We start from the raw sequence: 17,577 nt of genomic DNA, 5'->3' as shown, positions 1-17,577 counted from the left end.
TAGTCTCCCAGCCTGGTTGCCATCCCGTGGAACCAGTCCGCACAGTAGAACGTCGAGGTGCGGGGACCGGGAACCAGGGGGTGGCATGGCCAAGCACAAGCGCAAGCCGAAGTCCGGGCGCACGCCGAAGCCGGTCTTCTCGCCCACGATCGACCCGGAGATCCGCCCTGCTCAGTGAGAATCCCACGGCGCTGGTGCCGGCGAGCGCGGTGCCTAAGCCGCCCAGTGGGCGGCAGATGGTCTCGGGCGAGAAGGTGGCGGGCCTGGTGGTCTTCGCCGGGATCATGGCTTGCGGCTGGATACTGCTGCGCTAAATCCTCTACGTCCTCTGCCCGACGGACTGGCGGTGTGGTTGGCCGGCGGCGTCGCGGTGCTGGGCAGGGTGCTCCTGCTCTGCGGGCTCTTCGGGATGACGCTGGAGCCGACGCCGTACTCCGGGCCGAGGCCGCACTGGAGATCGCGGCGCAGGACCACGACCGGTACGTCGAACTGCCGGCGACGACGGAGGCGGCCGGAAGCAGCGCGCTGATCGAGGAACTCAGCGAGGACAGCGCCGATGTCCGGTCCGCCCTGTCCCGCAGCCTGGCGGCGGCGCTCGAGACCGGCCAGGCACTCACCCTCCCGCCTGGCACCATCCCGCCCAGCACCCTTCCGCCCAGCACCCTCCCGCCCGGCACCCTCCCAAGTGACCCGGGATAGGGAGAAGTCCCGATTCCGCGAAGTCGTGCCGGGGATACGCTGACCGGGTGACCCAACCCTTCGACCGTCCTCTTCGGCGGGTCGCGATGATCAGCCTGCACACGTCGCCGCTGGATCAGCCCGGGATCGGGGACGCCGGCGGGATGAACGTCTACGTGGTCGAGCTGTCCAAGCGGCTGGCCGCGCTCGGGACCGAGGTGGACGTGTTCACCCGCGCGACCGCGTCCGCGTTGCCCGCGAAGGTGGAGTTGCTGCCGGGAGTGACCGTGCGGAACGTCGCCGCCGGCCCGTACGAGGGCCTGTCGAAGAACGAACTGCCCGCGCAGTTGTGCACCTTCGCCCGGGCCGTACTGCGCGCCGAGGCGATCCGCGAGCCCGGGCACTACGACGTGATCCACTCGCACTACTGGTTGTCCGGCCAGGTCGGGCTGCTCGCCCGGGACCGCTGGGCGGTGCCGCTGGTGCACACGATGCACACGATGGCCAAGGTGAAGAACGCGAGCCTGGCCGACGACGACGTACCGGAACCGCCGGCCCGGCTGCTCGGCGAGGAGCAGGTGGTCGAGGCCGCGGATCGCCTGCTGGCCAACACCGAGGACGAGGCGCGCGAACTGATCAGCCTGTACGGCGCCGAGCCGGACAAGGTCGGCGTGGTCAACCCGGGCGTCGACCTGGAGGTGTTCGGCCCGGGGGACCAGGGGGTGGCGCGGAAGGCGCTGGGGATCCACGAGGACGCGATCGTGCTCGCGTTCGTCGGCCGGATCCAGCCGTTGAAGGCGCCGGACATCCTGATCCGGGCGGCCGCCAGGATGCTCGAGCAGGACCCGTCGCTGCGGGACCGGCTGGTGGTCGCGATCATCGGCGGTCCGTCCGGCAACGGGATGGAACACCCCGAGTCGCATGCCGAGTTGGCCCGCGCGCTGCGCGTCGACGACGTCACCAGGTTCGTGAAACCGATGGAACGGGCCGGGCTGGCCGAGTGGTACCGGGCCGCCTCGGTGGTCTGCGTACCGTCGTACTCCGAATCGTTCGGGCTGGTCGCGCTGGAGGCGCAGGCCTGCGGGACGCCGGTGGTCGCGGCGGCCGTCGGCGGGCTGACGACGGCGGTCTCCGACGGTGTCACCGGCCTGCTGGTGCCGGGGCACGACATCGGCGACTTCGCCGACGCGCTGCACCGGATAGCGACGGATCCGTCGATGCGCGAGACGATGAGCGACGCGGCGGTCAAGCATGCCCGCGCCTTCGGCTGGGAACTGACCGCGGAGAAGACGCTGGCGGCCTACCGGAGGGCGCAGCAGACGATGGCGGCCGAACTGGCCGCGGAGGTTGGCCGATGAGGGTGTCCGCGGCGGACGTGATCCGCCAGGTGCTGAACGAGAACGACCTGGAGTTCACCGAGACCGCACCCGGTGCGTTCAGCGCCGACCTGCCCGGTGAGCGGAAGCTGAAGACCACGGTGTCGCTGACCGTGGGCAGCCAGGCCGTCCACGTGCACGCCTTCGTGGCCCGCCGGCCGGACGAGAACCACGAGGCGGTCTACCGCTGGCTGCTGGAACGCAACCTGAAGATGTACGGCGTCGCCTTCGCGATCGACCACCTGGGCGACATCCACCTGGACGGCCGGGTCCCGTTGCACGCGATCACCCCGGTCGAGATGGACCGGCTGCTCGGCGCGGTGCTCGAGTACGCCGACTCCTCGTTCAACACGATCCTCGAGCTGGGCTTCGCCACCTCCATCCGCAAGGAGTACGAGTGGCGGCTCTCCCGCGGCGAACCGACCCGGAATCTGGACGCCTTCAAGGGCTGGCTGGAGCCTCGGTAGGCTGCGGGGTATGACTTACCGCCTGATCCTGCTGCGCCACGGCCACAGCGACTGGAACGCCAAGAACCTGTTCACCGGTTGGGTCGACGTCGACCTGAACGCCCAGGGCGTCGAGGAGGCGCACCGCGGCGGCCAGCTGCTGCTGGAGCGCGACCTGCTGCCGGACGTCCTGCACACGTCGGTCCTGCGCCGCGCCATCCGGACGGCGAACATCGCCCTCGAGGAGGCCGGCCGGCAGTGGATCGACGTCCGCCGGTCCTGGCGGCTGAACGAGCGCCACTACGGCGGCCTGCAGGGCAAGGACAAGAAGCAGACGCTGGAGGAGCTCGGCGAGGAGCAGTTCATGCTGTTCCGCCGCTCCTACGACACCCCGCCGCCGCCGATCGAGCGCGGCTCGGAGTACGACCAGGCCGGCGACCCGCGGTACGCCGGGCTGCCGTCGGAGATCCTGCCGGCCACCGAGTGCCTGAAGGACGTCGTCGAGCGGATGCTGCCGTACTGGTACGACGCGATCGTGCCGGACCTGCGTGATGGCAAGACCGTGCTCGTGACCGCCCACGGCAACTCCCTGCGGGCGCTGGTGAAGCACCTGGACAAGCTGGACGAGCAGACCATCGTCGGCCTGAACATCCCGACCGGCGTCCCGCTGTACTACGAGCTCGACGAGGACTTCAATCCGATCAAGCCTGGCGGCGAGTACCTCGACCCGGCCGCCGCCGCGGCCGCCATCGAGGCCGTCAAGAACCAGGGCCGCTGACACCCGAACAGCAAACAAAGAAATAGAAAAACAGGAAGTTGGGCAACAACAAGTAGCCTGCGGCAACCAATCGGTTGCCGCAGGCTACTTGTTCGAAGGGATCAGTTGTTGCCGTTCGGGGACGGGGTCGAGGCGCCCGCGCCGGAGCCGGCCGCGGTGCCGCCGACGGCTACCGGGAGTTCGCCGGTGACCAGGTAGACGACCCGGCGGGCCATCGAGACGGCGTGGTCGGCGATCCGCTCGTAGTACCGGCCGAGCAGGGCGATATCAACCGCGACCTCGACGCCGTGCGGCCAGGAGTCGTCCATCATCAGCCGGAACTGGTTGCTGCGCAGCTTGTCCATCTCGTCGTCGACGGCCTCCAGCCTGGCGGCCGCGTCGACGTCGCGGGTCTTGATCACGTCACCGGCGCCGTCGACCATCCGGCCGGCCACCCGGCCCATCTCCTCGATCACGCCGTGCAGCTCGGCCGGGATCGCCGGTGCCGGGTAGCGCAGCCGGGCGATCTTCGAGACGTGCGCGGCCAGGTCGCCCATCCGCTCCAGGTCGGCGACCATCCGCAGCGCGGCGACCAGCATCCGCAACTCGTTGGCGACCGGCGCCTGCCGGGCCATCAGCTCGAAGACCTTCTCCTCGACGCCCTCGCCGGCCGCGTCCAGCTTGATGTCGGCGGCAATCACTTCCTCCGCCTGCCGGATGTCGGCCGCCAGCAACGCGGTGGTGGAGCGGCGGACGGCTGTGGACACGGTCCGGGTCATCCGTTCGAGCTCGGCGAGGATGTCGTCGAGCTGCTCGTGGTAGGTGTCGCGCATCGTGTCTGCATCCGATCTGTGGTGTCCGGTACTGCGGTGGGCGGGCTCCCGCGGGCACGGAACAGTTCCCGCCCAACGGTGACCGTATGCCGTCGAGGTTGCCGGTTGGCGACGAGTGGTGAACGCCCGATGAACAGTTGGGACGCGTTCCGGTCATCCGGTGCTCATTCGGTCTTTCCCCGCTCGGCGCCCGCGTAGCATCGGTTCCGTGGACCCCACGCTGGCTGCGGTGCTGGGCGGCGTCATCGGCGCGGCCCTGGCTCTGCTTTCACTCGGTGCGATGGTGCTGAGCGAGCGTTCCCAGACCAAGGTGCCGGTCACGCCCGACCCCGTCGTACCGACCGGAGTGGCCACCGTCTTGTCCGTACTGCGCTCGTCGGCGGTCGTGATGGGCCCCGAGGACCAGGTGCTCCAGGCCAGCGCTCCCGCGCACGTGCTCGGCATCGTCCGGGGTGAGCGGCTGGTGGTGGAAGACCTGCTGACCATGGTCCGCGCGGTCCGCCGGGACGGCGAGATCCGCCAGCAGGACCTGGAGATCGTCCGCGGCCGGCTCGGCGCCACGCAGTACGTGAGCGCTCGGGTGGCACCGCTGGGCAGCCAGTTGGTGCTGGTGCTGGTCGAGGACCGGACCCGCGAACGCCGGCTGGACGCGATCCGCCGCGACTTCACCGTGAACGTCAGCCACGAACTGAAGACCCCGATCGGCGCGCTCATCCTGCTTGCCGACGCCGTCTCCGAGGCCGCCGACGACCCGGAGGCCGTGCAGCGGTTCTCCGGCCGGATGCGGATCGAGGCGGCCCGGTTGAGCCGGCTGGTCAAGGAGATCATCGAGCTGTCCCGGCTGCAGGGTGACGACCCGCTGGAGAATCCCGGCCCGGTCGACATCAACGGCGTGATCGAGGCCGCGGTGGACCGCTGCCGGGTGGACGCGGAGGACCGCGGCATCAGCCTGGTGGTGAAGACCGACCCGGCGCTGGAGGTGATGGGCAGCGAGGACCAGTTGGCGATCGCGATCGGCAACCTGGTCGAGAACGCCGTCAACTACAGCCCCGACGGGACCAGGGTGGCGGTTGCCGCCCGGCCGATCGGGGACCTGGTCGAGATCACCGTCAGCGACCAGGGCGTCGGGATTCCGAGCAGCGACCTGGAACGCATCTTCGAGCGGTTCTACCGGGTCGACCGGGCCCGCAGCCGTGAGACCGGTGGTACTGGCCTCGGCCTGTCCATCGTCAAGCACATCGCCTCGATCCACGGCGGCGACGTGCGCGTCTGGAGCGTCGAGGGCCAGGGATCGACCTTCACCGTCCGACTCCCGCTGCGGCTCGATCCCGCGACCGGGCACCCCACGGACCCCTCCACCCAGGAGGAGCTCCAGCAACACCTGACGCCGACCCCGTCAGTGGACCAAACCAAGGAGGCAGCTTCGTGACCCGTGTGCTGGTCGTCGAGGACGAAGAGAGTTACAGCGACGCGTTGTCGTACGTCCTGCGCAAGGAGGGGTTCGAGGTCGCCGTCGCGGAGACCGGACCGGACGCGCTGGACGAGTACGACCGGGCCGGCGCCGACATCGTCCTGCTGGACCTGATGCTGCCCGGCCTGTCCGGCACCGAGGTCTGCCGGGCGCTGCGCAGCCGGGGCAACGTCCCGGTGATCATCGTGTCCGCCAAGGACACCGAGGTGGACAAGGTCGTCGGGCTCGAACTGGGCGCGGACGACTACGTCACCAAGCCCTACAGCCCGCGCGAACTGCTCGCCCGGATCAGGGCCGTCCTGCGCCGCGGCCAGGACGTCGAACTGCTGCCGGACACCCTCGAGGCGGGCCCGGTCCGGATGGACGTCGAACGCCACGTCGTCACCGTCTCCGGCACCGAGATCAGGCTGCCGCTGAAGGAGTTCGAACTGCTCGAGATGCTGCTCCGCAACACCGGCCGGGTCCTCACCCGCGGCCAGTTGATCGACCGGATCTGGGGCGCCGACTACGTGGGCGACACCAAGACCCTCGACGTCCACGTCAAGCGGCTGCGCTCCAAGCTGGAGAAGGACCCGTCGAATCCGTCGCACCTGGTGACGGTTCGTGGCCTTGGGTACAAGTTCGAGGCCTGAGCCCCGCGGTACGAGGCAAGGCTCACACCACTGCGGCTGAGCGCCGCCGGGGCGGTTAGCTTAGGCTCTCCTTAGTTGAGGCAATTCCAGCTAAGGAGAACAGCATGTCCTGGTCCCGGACCCGTACCGCCGCGGTGGCGGTCGCCACCCTGGTGGTCGCCACCACGCTGGCAGCGTGTGGCAGTGACGACGGCGGGGAGGCGGCGCCGGCGGCGGAGGCGTCGGCCGGGTTCCCGGTCACGTTGAAGAACACCTTCGGTGAGACGACGATCGAGAAGAAGCCGGAGCGGATCGTCACGCTGGGCTGGAACGCCCAGGACGTGGTGTACGCGCTGGGCGAGACGCCGGTCGGGATGCCGAAGGTCACCTACGGCCCGACGCCGGCCGGGACGACCGCGTGGAACGCGGACAAGTTCGATCCGGCCAAGACCACCCTGCTCGAGACCACCGACAGCATCCCGTTCGAGAAGCTGGCCGCGCTGCGCCCGGACGTGATCCTGGCGCCGTACGAGGGGTTCGACAAGGCGACGTACACGAAGCTGTCGGAGATCGCGCCGACCGTCGCGTACCCGGGGGCGCCCTGGCAGACCAGCTGGCAGGACCAGACCACGATCATCGGCAAGGCGCTGGGCAAGTCGGCCGAGGCGGACAAGTTGGTCGCCGGCATCAAGGACCTGACGGCGAAGGCCGCCGCCGACCACCCGGAGTTCAAGGGCAAGACGCTGACGATCGCGTCGTACGGCACCGAGAACTACGTGTACATGCCGGGTGACCCGCGGGTGCGGATCCTGAACGAGATGGGCTTCGTGAACGCCCCGGGCGTCGAGGCGCTGGAGAAGACGAACACGAAGAAGGAGTTCGCGCTCACCATCAGCAAGGAGAAGATCGCCGACGCCGACGCGGACGTGGTGGTCGGCTACATCGACGGGATGACGCCGGAGAAGTTCGCGGCCGACCCGGTCTACGCGTCGCTCGGCGCGTTCAAGAAGGGCAGCGCGTACCTGATGACGGACCAGCAGGTCATCTCCGGGATGAGCGCGGTCAGCGTGCTCAGCGTCCCGTGGGTGCTGGACAAGATCCTCCCGGGTCTCTCCAAGGCCGCCCAGGCCGCTTCCTGAGCCTCCCCCGACGTACTACGGGCGGTGCCTCCCCTCGCGGGGTGGCACCGCCCGTACTGCGTGCGCTGGTCGCTCAGCCGTGGGCTTCTTCGCCGTCGTTGCGCGGTGACGGCGAGTAGTGGTCCTCGGTGAGGACGGGGATCGACGTGGTGATCGGACCGGCCTGTCCGAAGGTGAGGGTCACCCGGATCATCTGGCCCGGCTTCGCTCCCGTGACGGTGACCGGCAGGCCCTGTTTGGGCGGCAGCGTGAACGACGTGCCCGCCTTCAGGTCGGCCGGCTTGAAGTTCTCGATCTTGACCGCGGTCTCCCCGCCGCCGCCGGTGCCGGCGCCGTCGGTGCCGTCCTCCGCCGGGGCGATGGCGATCGCGGACAACGTGTCGTCGGCCCTGCCGGAGTTGACGATCGCGCCGTGCAGTTCGCCCTTGCCCTCCTCCGAGGCGAGCACCAGCATGTTCCGGACGCCGATGCTGCCGGAGTCCGCGTTGGTGCCCTCGGAGGGCTGGTAGGGCTGCAAGGTCTGGGCTCCGAAGCCGGCGCCGCACGCCGCCACCGCGGTGCTCAGTGCGACGGTGGCACCGGCCAGGGCGACGCGGCGGAAGGCCTGCGAGGACGACGTGATGGACACTGGTGTTCCCTCTCCTACAACCCGGTGGACGCCGTCAGGCATGGGCCTCCGGCGAAGCACAGCGTAGCGAGCGCGGCGGCCGGACCCGACGGCGGCCACCCCTTTCGGGGGTGTCCCGGGCAACCATTTCCGCGCGTGCGAGGCACGCGGGACAGCGTTTGTCAAGGCGAGAAATGGGCTCTGACCAGCGCAAACGCCCCGGCCGGACCACCGACTGCGTGGTAGGATAGGACTCGGAAAGGGGCACGTGACATATGACTTTCACAGTCGGCGAGACGGTTGTTTACCCCAACCATGGTGCGGCCGTCATCGAGGACATCGAGACCCGTCAGATCAAAGGTGAGGACAAGACCTACCTGGTCTTGAGGATCGTCGCTCAGAACGACCTGGTCGTCCGGGTCCCCGCGTGCAACCTCGATCTTGTCGGCGTGCGTGACGTCGTGGATCAGGCTGGTCTGGAGCGCGTCTTCGACGTGTTGCGGGCGCCGCACACGGAGGAGCCGACGAACTGGTCGCGTCGCTACAAGGCGAACCTGGAGAAGCTGCACTCCGGTGACGTGATGAAGGTGGCAGAGGTCGTCCGCGACCTGTGGCGCCGTGAGCGTGACCGCGGTCTCTCCGCTGGTGAGAAGCGGATGCTGGCGAAGGCTCGTCAGATCCTCGTCTCCGAACTGGCCCTGGCCGAGCACACGAATGAGGACAAGGCGGAAGCCATCCTCGACGAGGTTCTCGCTTCCTGATTCAAGGAGGCACACCCGACCGCGTTCGCGCGGCCGAACTGGCAGGATGGCGTCGTGAGTACTGCGGCGATCATCCCGGCGGCCGGTCTGGGGCTACGGCTGGGTGGTGAAGAACCCAAGGCATTTCGAGAGGTCGGTGGCGAATCGCTGCTGGTCCACGCAGTCCGTGGACTGAGGGCAGCGACCGCCGCCGACCTCGCCTGCTTTGTGGTCGCGGTACCGGCGGGCACCGAGGACGACGTCCACAAACTCCTCGAGCCGTACGTCGGGTCGGCCGTACTGCGAGTGGTTGCCGGCGGCGCCGAGCGGACCGATTCCGTCCGGCTGGCCCTGGAGTTGGTTCCGGTCGATGGAATCGACTGTGTGCTCGTGCACGACGCGGCCCGGTCGTTCGTCCCGGTCGAAGTGATCGAGCGGGTGGTCCTCGCCGTGCGTTCCGGGGCTCCTGCCGTGGTGCCGGTGATCCCGGTGACGGACACGATCAAGCGGATCGACCCGGGCGGCATGGTGGTCGACACGCCCGACCGGTCGGCGCTGGTCGCAGTACAGACTCCGCAGGGGTTCGAGCCGAACTTGTTGCGCAGGGCCCATGCCGGGACTGTTGCCGGGGCCACCGATGACGCGATGTTGTGTGAGCGGCTCGGGGTCACCGTCCGGACGGTTGCCGGGTCCGAGGACGCGTTCAAGGTGACCCGGCCGCGCGACCTCATCCTGGCCGAGTCGATCCTGTCGGAAAGGCGTACGTCGTGACGATTCCGCGGGTAGGCACGGGAATCGACGTGCACCCGGTGGAGGAAGGCCGGCCGATGTGGCTCGCTGGGCTGCACTGGCCCGAGGAAACCGCTGGACCCTCAGGGCACTCCGACGGCGATGTCGCTGCTCATGCGGCTTGTGATGCCTTGCTCTCCGCTGCTCGTCTCGGCGACCTGGGATCGAACTTCGGCACCTCGGAGCCCGAGTGGGCCGGTGCGTCGGGAGCCGCCCTGCTGGGCGAAGCGGCCCGCCGCGTCCGCGCCGCCGGCTTCGAGATCGGCAACATCACCATCCAGGTCATCTGCAACCGCCCCCGCTTCGCCTCCCGTCGCGCTGAAGCCGAGAAGGCCCTGAGTGCCGCCTGCGACGCCGAGGTGTCCGTCTCGGCGACCACCACCGACGGCTTGGGCCTCACCGGCCGCGGCGAAGGCATCGCCGCGATCGCCACGGCTCTCGTCTACCCCGTCAGCTGAGCTCGACCGGGTCGGTCGAGAAACGAGCCTCTCTGGGGTTCAGTTCTTCGCCGGTCCGTTCCGTCAGGATTCCGTAGAGCTCCGGCCGCCGGCCACGCATCCACCGACGACCTGTTGCCATCGGCACCAAGTCGAGATCCAGCTCAGCCAGTACGACGGCCTCCGCCGGCGCTGGAGTCTCCGCGAGAATCCGGCCGTAGGGGTCCAGGATCATCGCGTTGCCGGTGCGGATCTCGTCGTCGTCCTGCCCGACCCCGTTGCTGAACAGCACGAACAGGCCGTTGTCGTGCGCCCGGGACGGCAGCCAGCGCATCAGCCAGCCGCGGCCGTTCGGGCCGTTGAAGGCGGCTTCGAGGGCGGCGGGGTTGGCGGCCCGGTCGTCCCAGAGGTGCTGCGGGATCGGCTTCATCCCGTGCGGGCTGCGCGAGTCGGTGCCGCCGGTCTGGTGCGGAGCCAGCAGAACGGTTGCTCCCAGCAAGGCGGTGGCGCGGACGTTCTCGGTCAGGTTGTTGTCCCAGCAGATCAAGACGCCCACCCGGACCTGCCAAGGCGTGTCGAACACCGTGAAGGCCGAACCGCTCGAGATCGCCTCGTGCTCGAACGCGTGCAGCTTGCGGTGCACGTGGATCGCGCCGTCGGGGAGGCAGACGGCGTAGGAGTTGAAGAGCAGGCCGTCGGCCACCTCGAGGAAGCCGACGCCCAGCCCGGCGTTCAGTTCCTGGGCGAGTTCGCCGACCTTGGTGACGCTCGGGCCGGTGGCCGGCTCGGCCAACTCGCGCAGGCGGTCGGCGGTGTGACGGCGGAGGTGCCAGTAGCCGAGGAGGCACATCTCCGGGAAGGCAACCAGTTGGGCGCCGCCGGACACGGCCTGCCGGGCCAGCCGGGTGACGGTGGCGAGGTTCAGGTCGGGACGGTCCGGAACGGCCTCGAACTGGACGACAGCGCTGCGCAAGGTGGTCATGACGTCTATCGAAACGCCGATCGGTCCATGCCGTCCAATAGTTGCTCGGCGACCTTTCATATCCTGAGGTTATGGATCTTCGGTTGCTGCGGGCCTTCGCGGCTGTCGCGCGGTCCGGGAACTTCGGGGTCGCGGCGGCAGAGCTGTCGACCAGCCAGCCGGCGCTCACGAAACAGGTCCAGTTGCTCGAACGCCGGCTGGGCTCGGTGCTCTTCGATCGCGGCCGGCACGGCGCCAGGCTCACGTCCGCGGGCGAACGGTTGTTGCCGGAGGCGGTGGACCTGCTCGCCCGGGCCGACGCTTTCGAGCGCCATGCCGCGCAGGTCGCGACCGGAGTCGAGGGATCCCTCGCGATCGGCTTCGGGCTCTCGGGGATCGAACTCGCGCCGCGGGCGGTCGCGTTGTTCCGCAGCCGCTATCCCGGAGTGGCTGTCTCGCTGGATGACATGTCGTCGGCGGTCCAGTGCGAACGGTTGGCAGCGGGGAGCCTGCAGGTGGGCTTCGTTCGTTTGCCCGTGCCGGCCGGACTGAAGCATGTCCGCCTCCAGCGGGACCGCTTGGCGCTTGCGCTGCCGACAGCGGAGGAGGCGCCCAGCGATATTGCCCGTTGGCTGGACGAGCGCCCTCTCGTCCGCTTAGTCCCAGAGCGTGGCCCAGGCCTGTCACAGCAGATCACCAGCCTGTACTCCGAACTCAAGTGCCGGCCGCGGGTGCTCCAGGAGGCAGCCGACCTCCAGACAGTGCTCGCCCTGGTGGCTGCGGGGGTCGGGCCGGCCGTAGTACCGGCTAGTGCGGCTTCCATCGCTGTCGGAGTACAGCTCATCCCTTTGCGCGGTCGTGCGGCCGGCTGGGTGATTGGCGCCGGGTGGCGCGAGACGTCCCCGCTGGTCAAGCGATTCGTGGAGGCGGCTGTGGAGGCCTCAGGAGGCCTCAGGATGGTAGAGCGGCGATGAGTTCGATCTCGACCAGGGCCTTGCCGAGGTGGGCGCCTGCGGTGATGCGCGCGGGGTAGGGCGGGGTGAAGAACTCGGGGAAGACCGAGTCGTAGGCCTCGCGGTCGCGATCCAGGTCGGCAAGGAACGCGGTCATTTTGACGGTGTCGTCGAGGGTGGCGCCTGCCTCGGCGAGGATCGCGGCGAGGTTGCGGAGGACCTGGCGGGTCTGCTCGGCGGCGTCGCCTTCGCCGATCAGGGCGTTCGTCTCGGGGTCGAACGGCAGGACACCGGCGGTGAAGATCAGGTTGCCGACGATCCGGGCCTGCGAGTAGTGCCCGCGAGGCGTCGGTGCCGCGCTGGTGGACACGGCGATGCGAGAAGAGGTCATGGAGAGACAGTAGGACAGCCTCGGACAACCGCTCGCCGGAGAGTCAGTGGCGGCGAGACGAGCGCGGCAGGGCGGGGAGGACTGAAGAGTCGAGCCAGGCGCTGAAGAGGTCCCGTACTGCGTCCGCGTCCGGCGCCAGGCCTGCTGCCAAGGAGATGAAGTCCTCTGTGGTGACCGAGCCGTGCCGGTTCTGCCGCGTCCAGGTACGCAGGAGTTCGAAGAAGGTGTCGTCGCCCAGCAGTTGGCGCAGTACGTGCAAGGTGATTGCGCCGCGCTTGTAGAGCCGGTCGTCGAACATGAGCTCGGGCCCGGGGTCTGAGAGCAGCAGGTCCTGCTCGAGTCCCCGCAGCCGGCTGTAGGCCTTGGACACCTGCTGGGCAGCCGTGAGACCGCCGGACTCCTCTGACCACAACCACTCGGCGTAGCAGGCGAATCCCTCGTTCAGCCAGATGTGCCGCCACTCCGACGGCGTCAGGCTGTTGCCGAACCACTGGTGGGCCAGCTCGTGCGCGACCAACCGCTCAGAGCCGCGACGGCCGTCGACGTGGTTGCTGCCGAACACCGAGATCCCCTGTGCCTCCAGGGGAATCTCCAGCGGGTCATCCGTCACCACGACCGTGTAACCACCGAACGGGTACGGCCCGAAAAGCTTGATGAACAGCCGCATCATGTCCAGCTGCCGCCCGAAGTCCGAGCGGAACTCCCGCACCTGCGAGGCCGGGAGTACGGCGCGCATCGTGACCGGGGACTCAGCCAGCTCCAGTACGTCGTACCGGCCGATTTGCACGGTCGCCAGGTACGTCGCCATCGGTGCGGCCTGGTCGAACACCCAGCTGGTGCGGCTCGCCTTCGTACGGCGCGACACGAGCCGCCCGTTCGCCACCACGTGGTACGGCGAATCGGTGGTGATCGTGATCCGGTAGTGCGCCTTGTCGCCGGGGTGGTCGTTGCAGGGGAACCAGGTGGCCGCGCCGCTCGGCTGGCTCGCCACGATCACGCCCTCGGTCAGTTCCTCCCAGCCGAGCTCACCCCATGGGCTGTCGACCGGCGCGGGATTGCCGGCGTACTGGACGTCCACGACGAACTCGGCGCCGTCGGCGATCGCCACCGCGGGCCAGACGTGCAGCTTGCCGTTGCGGTGTGCGTAGCGCGCGGCACGGCGGCCGTTCACGAACACCTTCGCCACCCGGAGTCCGGTGAGGTCGAAGCTCACCCGGGACAACGCCTGGGTCGCCACCGCCGTGATGGTGGCCTTGCCGGTCAGACGGTTGCTGTTGACCCGGTAGTCGAGGTCCAGCTCGTATGACTCGACGCGGTAGCCGCCGTTGCCGTGGGTGGGCACATACCGATCCCCGGCAGCGTCCGCACCCGGCAGCGCCTTCGCTACCTTCCCCGCCCCGCCCCGGTTGGTGTCACGGGCAACCATCAACCCTGCCAGGGAGCGATCGGGTTGCCGGCCCAGCGGGTCCCGGCGGGCACGGACTCCCCACGCATCACCAGGGACACGGGGCCCACGGTCGCGCCCTCCCCGACCGATGCCGCGGGCAGGATGATTCCGTGCGGCCCAAGGGTCGACCCGGGCCCGAAGGTGACGGTGCTCATGGACATCACCCTGTCATGGAACAGGTGAGTCTGGAGCACGCAGCCGCGATTCACCGTGGCACCGTCGCCGAGCGTGATCAGGTCGGCCTCGGGCAGCCAGTAGGTCTCGCACCAGACACCCTTGCCGATCTTGGCGCCGAGGGTGCGGAGCCACAGCGCCAGTACCGGCGTACCGGCGGCGGCGTTGGCGAACCAGGGCGCGGCGACCATCTCGACGAAGGTGTCGACGACCTCGTTCCGCCAGACGAAGGTGCTCCACAGCGGGTACTCGACGGCCCGGGTCCTGCCGACGATCAGCCACTTGGAGATCGTCGCCATCGCTCCGGCGACAGCGCCGGCGGCGAGGATCACCGCGCCGGAGAGAAGGAAGGTCAGCCACGGGCCGAGCCAGAGGTCCAGCGCCTGCAGGGTGAAGAGCACGCCCAGGGCGATCAGGACCGTGCACATCATCGGCACGAAGCGGCACAACTCCACAGCGGCCCGGGCGAACTTGAGCCGCAGCGGCGGGTTGAACGTCCGGCTCTGGTCACCCGCCACGGTCTGCCGGCGCAGCTTCACCGGCGGACTGCCGAGCCACGAAGTACCGGCCTTGGACTTTTTCGGCGCGGCCGACAGCACCGCCACCAGCCCGTTCTTCGGTACGGAGCGGCCGGGCGCGGTCATGCCCGAGTTGCCCAGGAAGGCTCGCTTGCCGACCTTGGCGCCGGCTACGTGCAGCCACCCGCCACCCAGTTCGTACGACGCGATCATCGTGTCGTCGGCCAGGAACGCGCCTTCGCCCACGGTGGTCATCTTCGGCAGCAGCAGCACCGTGGACGCCTCGACGTCGCGGCCGATCTTGGCGCCGAGTGCGCGCAGCCACCACGGGGTCAGGAGGCTCGCGTAGAGCGGGAAGAGCAGGGTCCGGGCGGAGTCGAGCAACCGCTCGGTCGCCCACACCTGCCAGCCGATCCGGCTGCGCACCGGGAAGTGCCCGGCCCTGATGCCGAGTCCGAGCAACCTGACGCCGAGCAGGGTCAGCACGGCCAGGGTCAGGAACCCAACCAGCGTCATCAACGGAACCGCCCACAACGCCTGTACTGCGGCGTCCCCGAGCGAGGTGGTCCCGCTCACGGCGTTCCGCAGTACGAGGATGGCTGCGGCGGCGGCTCCTAGCGGCAGGAGTGACATCAGGGCAGAGGCGGCTCCGTACGCCAGCACCCACCACGGTGCGCGGGCGGGACGCTCCTCCGGCCAAGGGCGGCGTGCTCGGCCGACCCGGGTCGCGGGTGAGCCCGACCAGCGCTCATTGGGCGGGACCTTGCCGGACACGGCCGAACCAGCAGCGATCTCTGCGTTGCGGCCGATCTCAGCACCGGGCAGCAGCGTGCTGCGGGAGCCCACGACAGCCTCGGCGCCAACCGTGACGCTACCGATGTGCAGGCGGTCGCCGTCGATCCAGTAGCCGGACAGGTCGACCTCTGGTTCGATCGAGGCGCCGCGGCCCATCGTGAACATACCGGTGACCGGTGGAAGGGTGTGCAGGTCTACGCCGCGGCCGATCTTCGCGCCGAGAGCCCTTGCGTAGTAGGCGATCCAGGGTGCGCCTGCGAGGTTTGCCGCGCCTGCTGCGTCAGCGAGGTTCTCTGCCGCCCAGAGCCGGATATGCACGTTGCCGCCGCGCGGGTAGACGCCCGGCCTCAGTCCACGGAGTAGTAGTCGCGCACCGACGACAGCGATGCCCATGCGGCCTGCGGGGGTGATCAGGATCAGCCAGCCGGCCAGGATCCACCACCACGACACGGTGCGCATCCACGGGTGCGGGCCGTCGCTCAGAGCCAGCAGGTTGTTGAGGGTGAACAGCCAGACCAACCAGCGCACTCCGACCACTGTCTGCAGCACCAGCGTCAGAGCCGTCTGCAGCAGTTGCGTGCCGGGTGGGGTCGGCCGGACTTCTCTGATCTCCACCGGTGCCTTTGTCGTGGTGAAGGAGTCCAGCCGGTCAGCGAGTGCTCCCAGCCGTGGGTACTCGTAGATGTCGGCGACTGTGGCTTCTGGGAAGCGCTCGCGCAGAGCAGAGACCAGCTGGGCGGCAGCAAGGCTGCCACCGCCGTGCAGAAAGAAGTCGTTGTCGGCTCCGGTCACCTTCGCGCCGAGGATCTTGGTCCAGCGCTCGGCGAGCCACCCCGCCGTACCGTCGAGCTCTGCAGCCGGGCCGTCCGTGTCCATGCCCGGCAATGGCCAGGGCAGGGCGGCCCGGTCCACCTTGCCGGAGGTCCTGGTCGGCAGGGTGCCCGTGATCGCCAGCAGCGGCACCAGTGCCGCTGGGAGTGCCTCGCGGAGCCGCTCAGTCGCAGCTTTCTGGTCGAACGCCTCCGGGTCATCCGGTACGACGTACCCGACGAGCAGTTGATTCCCCGCAGCACTCGCCCGTACTGCGGCTGCCGCACCCGAGACACCGGGTAGAGCCTGCAGAGCGGCGTCTACCTCGCCAAGCTCGATCCGGCGGCCGCCGAGCTTGATCTGCTCGTCGGCGCGGCCCATGAACACCAGGCCCTCCGGTTCGTTCCGGACCAGGTCGCCGCTGCGGTAGGCGCGCTCCCAGCCCAGCGACGGCATCGGCGCGAACTTCTCCGCGTCCTTCGCCGGGTCGAGGTAGCGGGCCAGGCCGACGCCGCCGATGATCAGCTCACCGGTCCCGCCCGCCGGTACTTCGTTGCCTGCGGCATCGACAACGGCCAGGTCCCAGCCGTCCAGGGGCAGACCGATCCGGACCGGGCCCACGCCGGTGAGCTGGGCACCACAGGCGACCACTGTCGCCTCGGTCGGGCCGTAGGTGTTCCAGACCTCGCGGCCGTCGACAGCGAGCCGCTCGGCCAGCTCCGGCGGGCAGGCTTCGCCGCCGAAGATCAGGAGGCGAACGTTGTCCAATGCGTCGGCCGGCCAGAGTGCGGCCAGTGTCGGCACGGTCGAGACAACGGTGATGCCCTGCGCGACCAGCCAGGGCCCGAGGTCCATACCGCTGCGCACCAGCGACCGCGGCGCCGGAACCAGACAGGCCCCGTACCGCCAGGCGAGCCACATCTCCTCGCAGGACGCGTCGAACGCCACCGACAGCCCGGCGAGCACCCGGTCGTCCGGGCCGATCGGCTCCGCCTGCAGGAACATCCGCGCCTCGGCGTCCACGAACGCGGCCGCCGAACGATGCGTGACGGCGACACCCTTCGGCACGCCGGTCGACCCGGAGGTGAAGATGATCCACGCGTCGTCGTCCGCGCCCGGCCCGTCACCGTGGCTGCCGGGGCCGGCCGCGGCCGCAGTACTGGGTGGGCTGTCGTCCATCCGGGCGGAGTACGGGAAGTCGTAGTAGCCGTCCGCGTCGTCCGGCGACGGGACGGGCCGGGTGGAGGCGATCTCCAGGTCGTCGGTGACGATCGCGGAGACGCCGGCCTCGCCGAACACCAGCTCGGCGCGCTCCTCGGGATCGTCCGCGTCAACCGGCACGTACGCCGCGCCGGCCTGCAAGGTGCCCAGGATCGCGACGTACAGGTCATTGTGCCCCGACGAGATCCGTACGCCGACGCGGTCGCCCGGCCCGATCCCCAGCTCACTCAACCGCCGCGCGAACCTCGCCACGTGCCCGAGCAGTTCGCGATAACTCAGACTGACACTGCCGTCGTCGAGCGCCGGCTCATCCGCGTATGTCGAGGCCGTAGCCTGCAGGATGTCAACCAGTGTTCGCGCGGGCGGAGCACTGTCCCCCCGTCGCAAAGTCACGGCCGGATGATACGCCGCTGAGTTGACGCC

General features: G+C 69.3%; 17 protein-coding genes. 11 read left to right on the top strand and 6 right to left on the bottom strand.

Annotated elements, in window-relative coordinates; translation table 11 throughout:
• Positions 1 to 348 precede the first annotated feature (348 nt).
• Genes ABD255_RS27485 through ABD255_RS27470 form a run of 4 tightly spaced genes read left to right on the top strand, consistent with a single transcriptional unit; the run spans position 349 to position 3,278 of the window.
• Positions 349 to 699, top strand: a complete 351-nt coding sequence (locus tag ABD255_RS27485) for a hypothetical protein (RefSeq protein WP_344218960.1) — start codon at positions 349 to 351, stop codon at positions 697 to 699.
• Between the two features lie 47 nt (positions 700 to 746).
• Positions 747 to 2,036 carry a D-inositol-3-phosphate glycosyltransferase gene (mshA, locus tag ABD255_RS27480; RefSeq protein WP_344218958.1) on the top strand — a complete coding sequence of 430 codons (1,290 nt, stop codon included), beginning with the start codon at positions 747 to 749 and terminating at the stop codon, positions 2,034 to 2,036.
• On the top strand, positions 2,033 to 2,521 hold the full coding sequence (locus ABD255_RS27475; protein ID WP_344218956.1) for a type III secretion system chaperone family protein: 489 nt from the start codon (positions 2,033 to 2,035) through the stop codon (positions 2,519 to 2,521). The genes mshA and ABD255_RS27475 overlap by 4 nt, the downstream gene beginning before the upstream one ends.
• A gap of 10 nt (positions 2,522 to 2,531) precedes the next feature.
• Positions 2,532 to 3,278 (top strand): phosphoglyceromutase, encoded by a 747-nt coding sequence (locus ABD255_RS27470; protein ID WP_344218954.1) that lies wholly within the window; start codon positions 2,532 to 2,534, stop codon positions 3,276 to 3,278.
• 101 nt (positions 3,279 to 3,379) lie between these two features.
• On the opposite strand, the gene phoU is transcribed toward ABD255_RS27470, so the two are convergent.
• Positions 3,380 to 4,090, bottom strand: a complete 711-nt coding sequence (gene phoU, locus ABD255_RS27465; RefSeq protein WP_344218952.1) for a phosphate signaling complex protein PhoU — start codon at positions 4,088 to 4,090, stop codon at positions 3,380 to 3,382.
• Positions 4,091 to 4,298: 208 nt separating this feature from the next.
• Between phoU and ABD255_RS27460 the strand changes: the two genes are divergently transcribed.
• The 3 genes from ABD255_RS27460 (at position 4,299) to ABD255_RS27450 (ending at position 7,311) form a co-directional block, all read left to right on the top strand.
• On the top strand, positions 4,299 to 5,519 hold the full coding sequence (locus ABD255_RS27460; protein ID WP_344218950.1) for a sensor histidine kinase: 1,221 nt from the start codon (positions 4,299 to 4,301) through the stop codon (positions 5,517 to 5,519).
• Positions 5,516 to 6,193: a response regulator transcription factor gene (locus tag ABD255_RS27455; RefSeq protein WP_132189066.1), complete on the top strand. Its 678-nt coding sequence runs from the start codon at positions 5,516 to 5,518 to the stop codon at positions 6,191 to 6,193. Before ABD255_RS27460 ends, ABD255_RS27455 begins: the two co-directional genes overlap by 4 nt.
• A 104-nt stretch (positions 6,194 to 6,297) precedes the next feature.
• Positions 6,298 to 7,311 (top strand): iron-siderophore ABC transporter substrate-binding protein, encoded by a 1,014-nt coding sequence (locus ABD255_RS27450; protein ID WP_344218948.1) that lies wholly within the window; start codon positions 6,298 to 6,300, stop codon positions 7,309 to 7,311.
• A gap of 73 nt (positions 7,312 to 7,384) precedes the next feature.
• Here the strand turns inward: ABD255_RS27450 and ABD255_RS27445 are convergent, their stop codons facing one another.
• Positions 7,385 to 7,939, bottom strand: a complete 555-nt coding sequence (locus tag ABD255_RS27445) for a hypothetical protein (RefSeq protein WP_344218946.1) — start codon at positions 7,937 to 7,939, stop codon at positions 7,385 to 7,387.
• A 254-nt stretch (positions 7,940 to 8,193) separates the two neighbouring features.
• Here ABD255_RS27445 and ABD255_RS27440 point away from each other — a divergent pair, with 254 nt between their 5' ends.
• From ABD255_RS27440 to ispF, 3 genes are read left to right on the top strand one after another with little or no spacing between them, the layout of a single operon-like run.
• Positions 8,194 to 8,679: a CarD family transcriptional regulator gene (locus ABD255_RS27440; protein WP_012918679.1), complete on the top strand. Its 486-nt coding sequence runs from the start codon at positions 8,194 to 8,196 to the stop codon at positions 8,677 to 8,679.
• 54 nt (positions 8,680 to 8,733) lie between these two features.
• On the top strand, positions 8,734 to 9,429 hold the full coding sequence (gene ispD / locus ABD255_RS27435) for a 2-C-methyl-D-erythritol 4-phosphate cytidylyltransferase (RefSeq protein WP_344218944.1): 696 nt from the start codon (positions 8,734 to 8,736) through the stop codon (positions 9,427 to 9,429).
• Positions 9,426 to 9,905 (top strand): 2-C-methyl-D-erythritol 2,4-cyclodiphosphate synthase, encoded by a 480-nt coding sequence (gene ispF / locus ABD255_RS27430; protein ID WP_344218942.1) that lies wholly within the window; start codon positions 9,426 to 9,428, stop codon positions 9,903 to 9,905. Before ispD ends, ispF begins: the two co-directional genes overlap by 4 nt.
• On the opposite strand, the gene ABD255_RS27425 is transcribed toward ispF, so the two are convergent.
• Complete coding sequence (locus ABD255_RS27425) at positions 9,898 to 10,866, bottom strand: nitrilase family protein (protein ID WP_344218940.1); 969 nt, start codon at positions 10,864 to 10,866, stop codon at positions 9,898 to 9,900. The two genes, ispF and ABD255_RS27425, sit on opposite strands and share 8 nt — an antisense overlap.
• Before the next feature lie 71 nt (positions 10,867 to 10,937).
• On the opposite strand from ABD255_RS27425, the gene ABD255_RS27420 reads away from it, so the two are divergent.
• Entirely contained in the window at positions 10,938 to 11,819 is an 882-nt protein-coding gene (locus ABD255_RS27420; protein ID WP_344218938.1) for a LysR family transcriptional regulator, read from the top strand.
• Here the strand turns inward: ABD255_RS27420 and ABD255_RS27415 are convergent.
• The 3 genes from ABD255_RS27415 to ABD255_RS27405 are packed head-to-tail and all read right to left on the bottom strand — an operon-like array spanning position 11,797 to position 17,547.
• A complete protein-coding gene (locus ABD255_RS27415) occupies positions 11,797 to 12,189 on the bottom strand; it encodes a RidA family protein (RefSeq protein ID WP_344218936.1) in 393 nt (130 codons plus the stop codon). The genes ABD255_RS27420 and ABD255_RS27415 overlap by 23 nt on opposite strands.
• A gap of 43 nt (positions 12,190 to 12,232) precedes the next feature.
• Positions 12,233 to 13,615, bottom strand: coding sequence for a M1 family metallopeptidase (locus tag ABD255_RS27410; protein WP_344218934.1), 1,383 nt, complete (start codon positions 13,613 to 13,615; stop codon positions 12,233 to 12,235).
• Positions 13,615 to 17,547 (bottom strand): Pls/PosA family non-ribosomal peptide synthetase, encoded by a 3,933-nt coding sequence (locus ABD255_RS27405; protein ID WP_344218932.1) that lies wholly within the window; start codon positions 17,545 to 17,547, stop codon positions 13,615 to 13,617. Before ABD255_RS27405 ends, ABD255_RS27410 begins: the two co-directional genes overlap by 1 nt.
• Positions 17,548 to 17,577 lie beyond the last annotated feature (30 nt).

Origin of the sequence: Kribbella sancticallisti (assembly GCF_039530625.1) — a bacterium.
GTDB lineage: Bacteria > Actinomycetota > Actinomycetes > Propionibacteriales > Kribbellaceae > Kribbella > Kribbella sancticallisti.
This window is presented reverse-complemented; position numbering and strand designations above follow the sequence as displayed.

Excerpts from the sequence above, each read along its gene's own strand:
- ABD255_RS27450 (WP_344218948.1), top strand. The coding sequence starts at position 6,298 with ATGTCCTGGTCCCGGACCCGTACCGCCGCGGTGGCGGTCGCCACCCTG.
- ABD255_RS27470 (WP_344218954.1), top strand. The coding sequence starts at position 2,532 with ATGACTTACCGCCTGATCCTGCTGCGCCACGGCCACAGCGACTGGAAC.
- phoU (WP_344218952.1), bottom strand. The coding sequence starts at position 4,090 with ATGCGCGACACCTACCACGAGCAGCTCGACGACATCCTCGCCGAGCTC.
- ABD255_RS27425 (WP_344218940.1), bottom strand. The coding sequence starts at position 10,866 with ATGACCACCTTGCGCAGCGCTGTCGTCCAGTTCGAGGCCGTTCCGGAC.
- ABD255_RS27415 (WP_344218936.1), bottom strand. The coding sequence starts at position 12,189 with ATGACCTCTTCTCGCATCGCCGTGTCCACCAGCGCGGCACCGACGCCT.
- ABD255_RS27420 (WP_344218938.1), top strand. The coding sequence starts at position 10,938 with ATGGATCTTCGGTTGCTGCGGGCCTTCGCGGCTGTCGCGCGGTCCGGG.
- ABD255_RS27475 (WP_344218956.1), top strand. The coding sequence starts at position 2,033 with ATGAGGGTGTCCGCGGCGGACGTGATCCGCCAGGTGCTGAACGAGAAC.
- ABD255_RS27410 (WP_344218934.1), bottom strand. The coding sequence starts at position 13,615 with ATGGTTGCCCGTGACACCAACCGGGGCGGGGCGGGGAAGGTAGCGAAG.
- ABD255_RS27440 (WP_012918679.1), top strand. The coding sequence starts at position 8,194 with ATGACTTTCACAGTCGGCGAGACGGTTGTTTACCCCAACCATGGTGCG.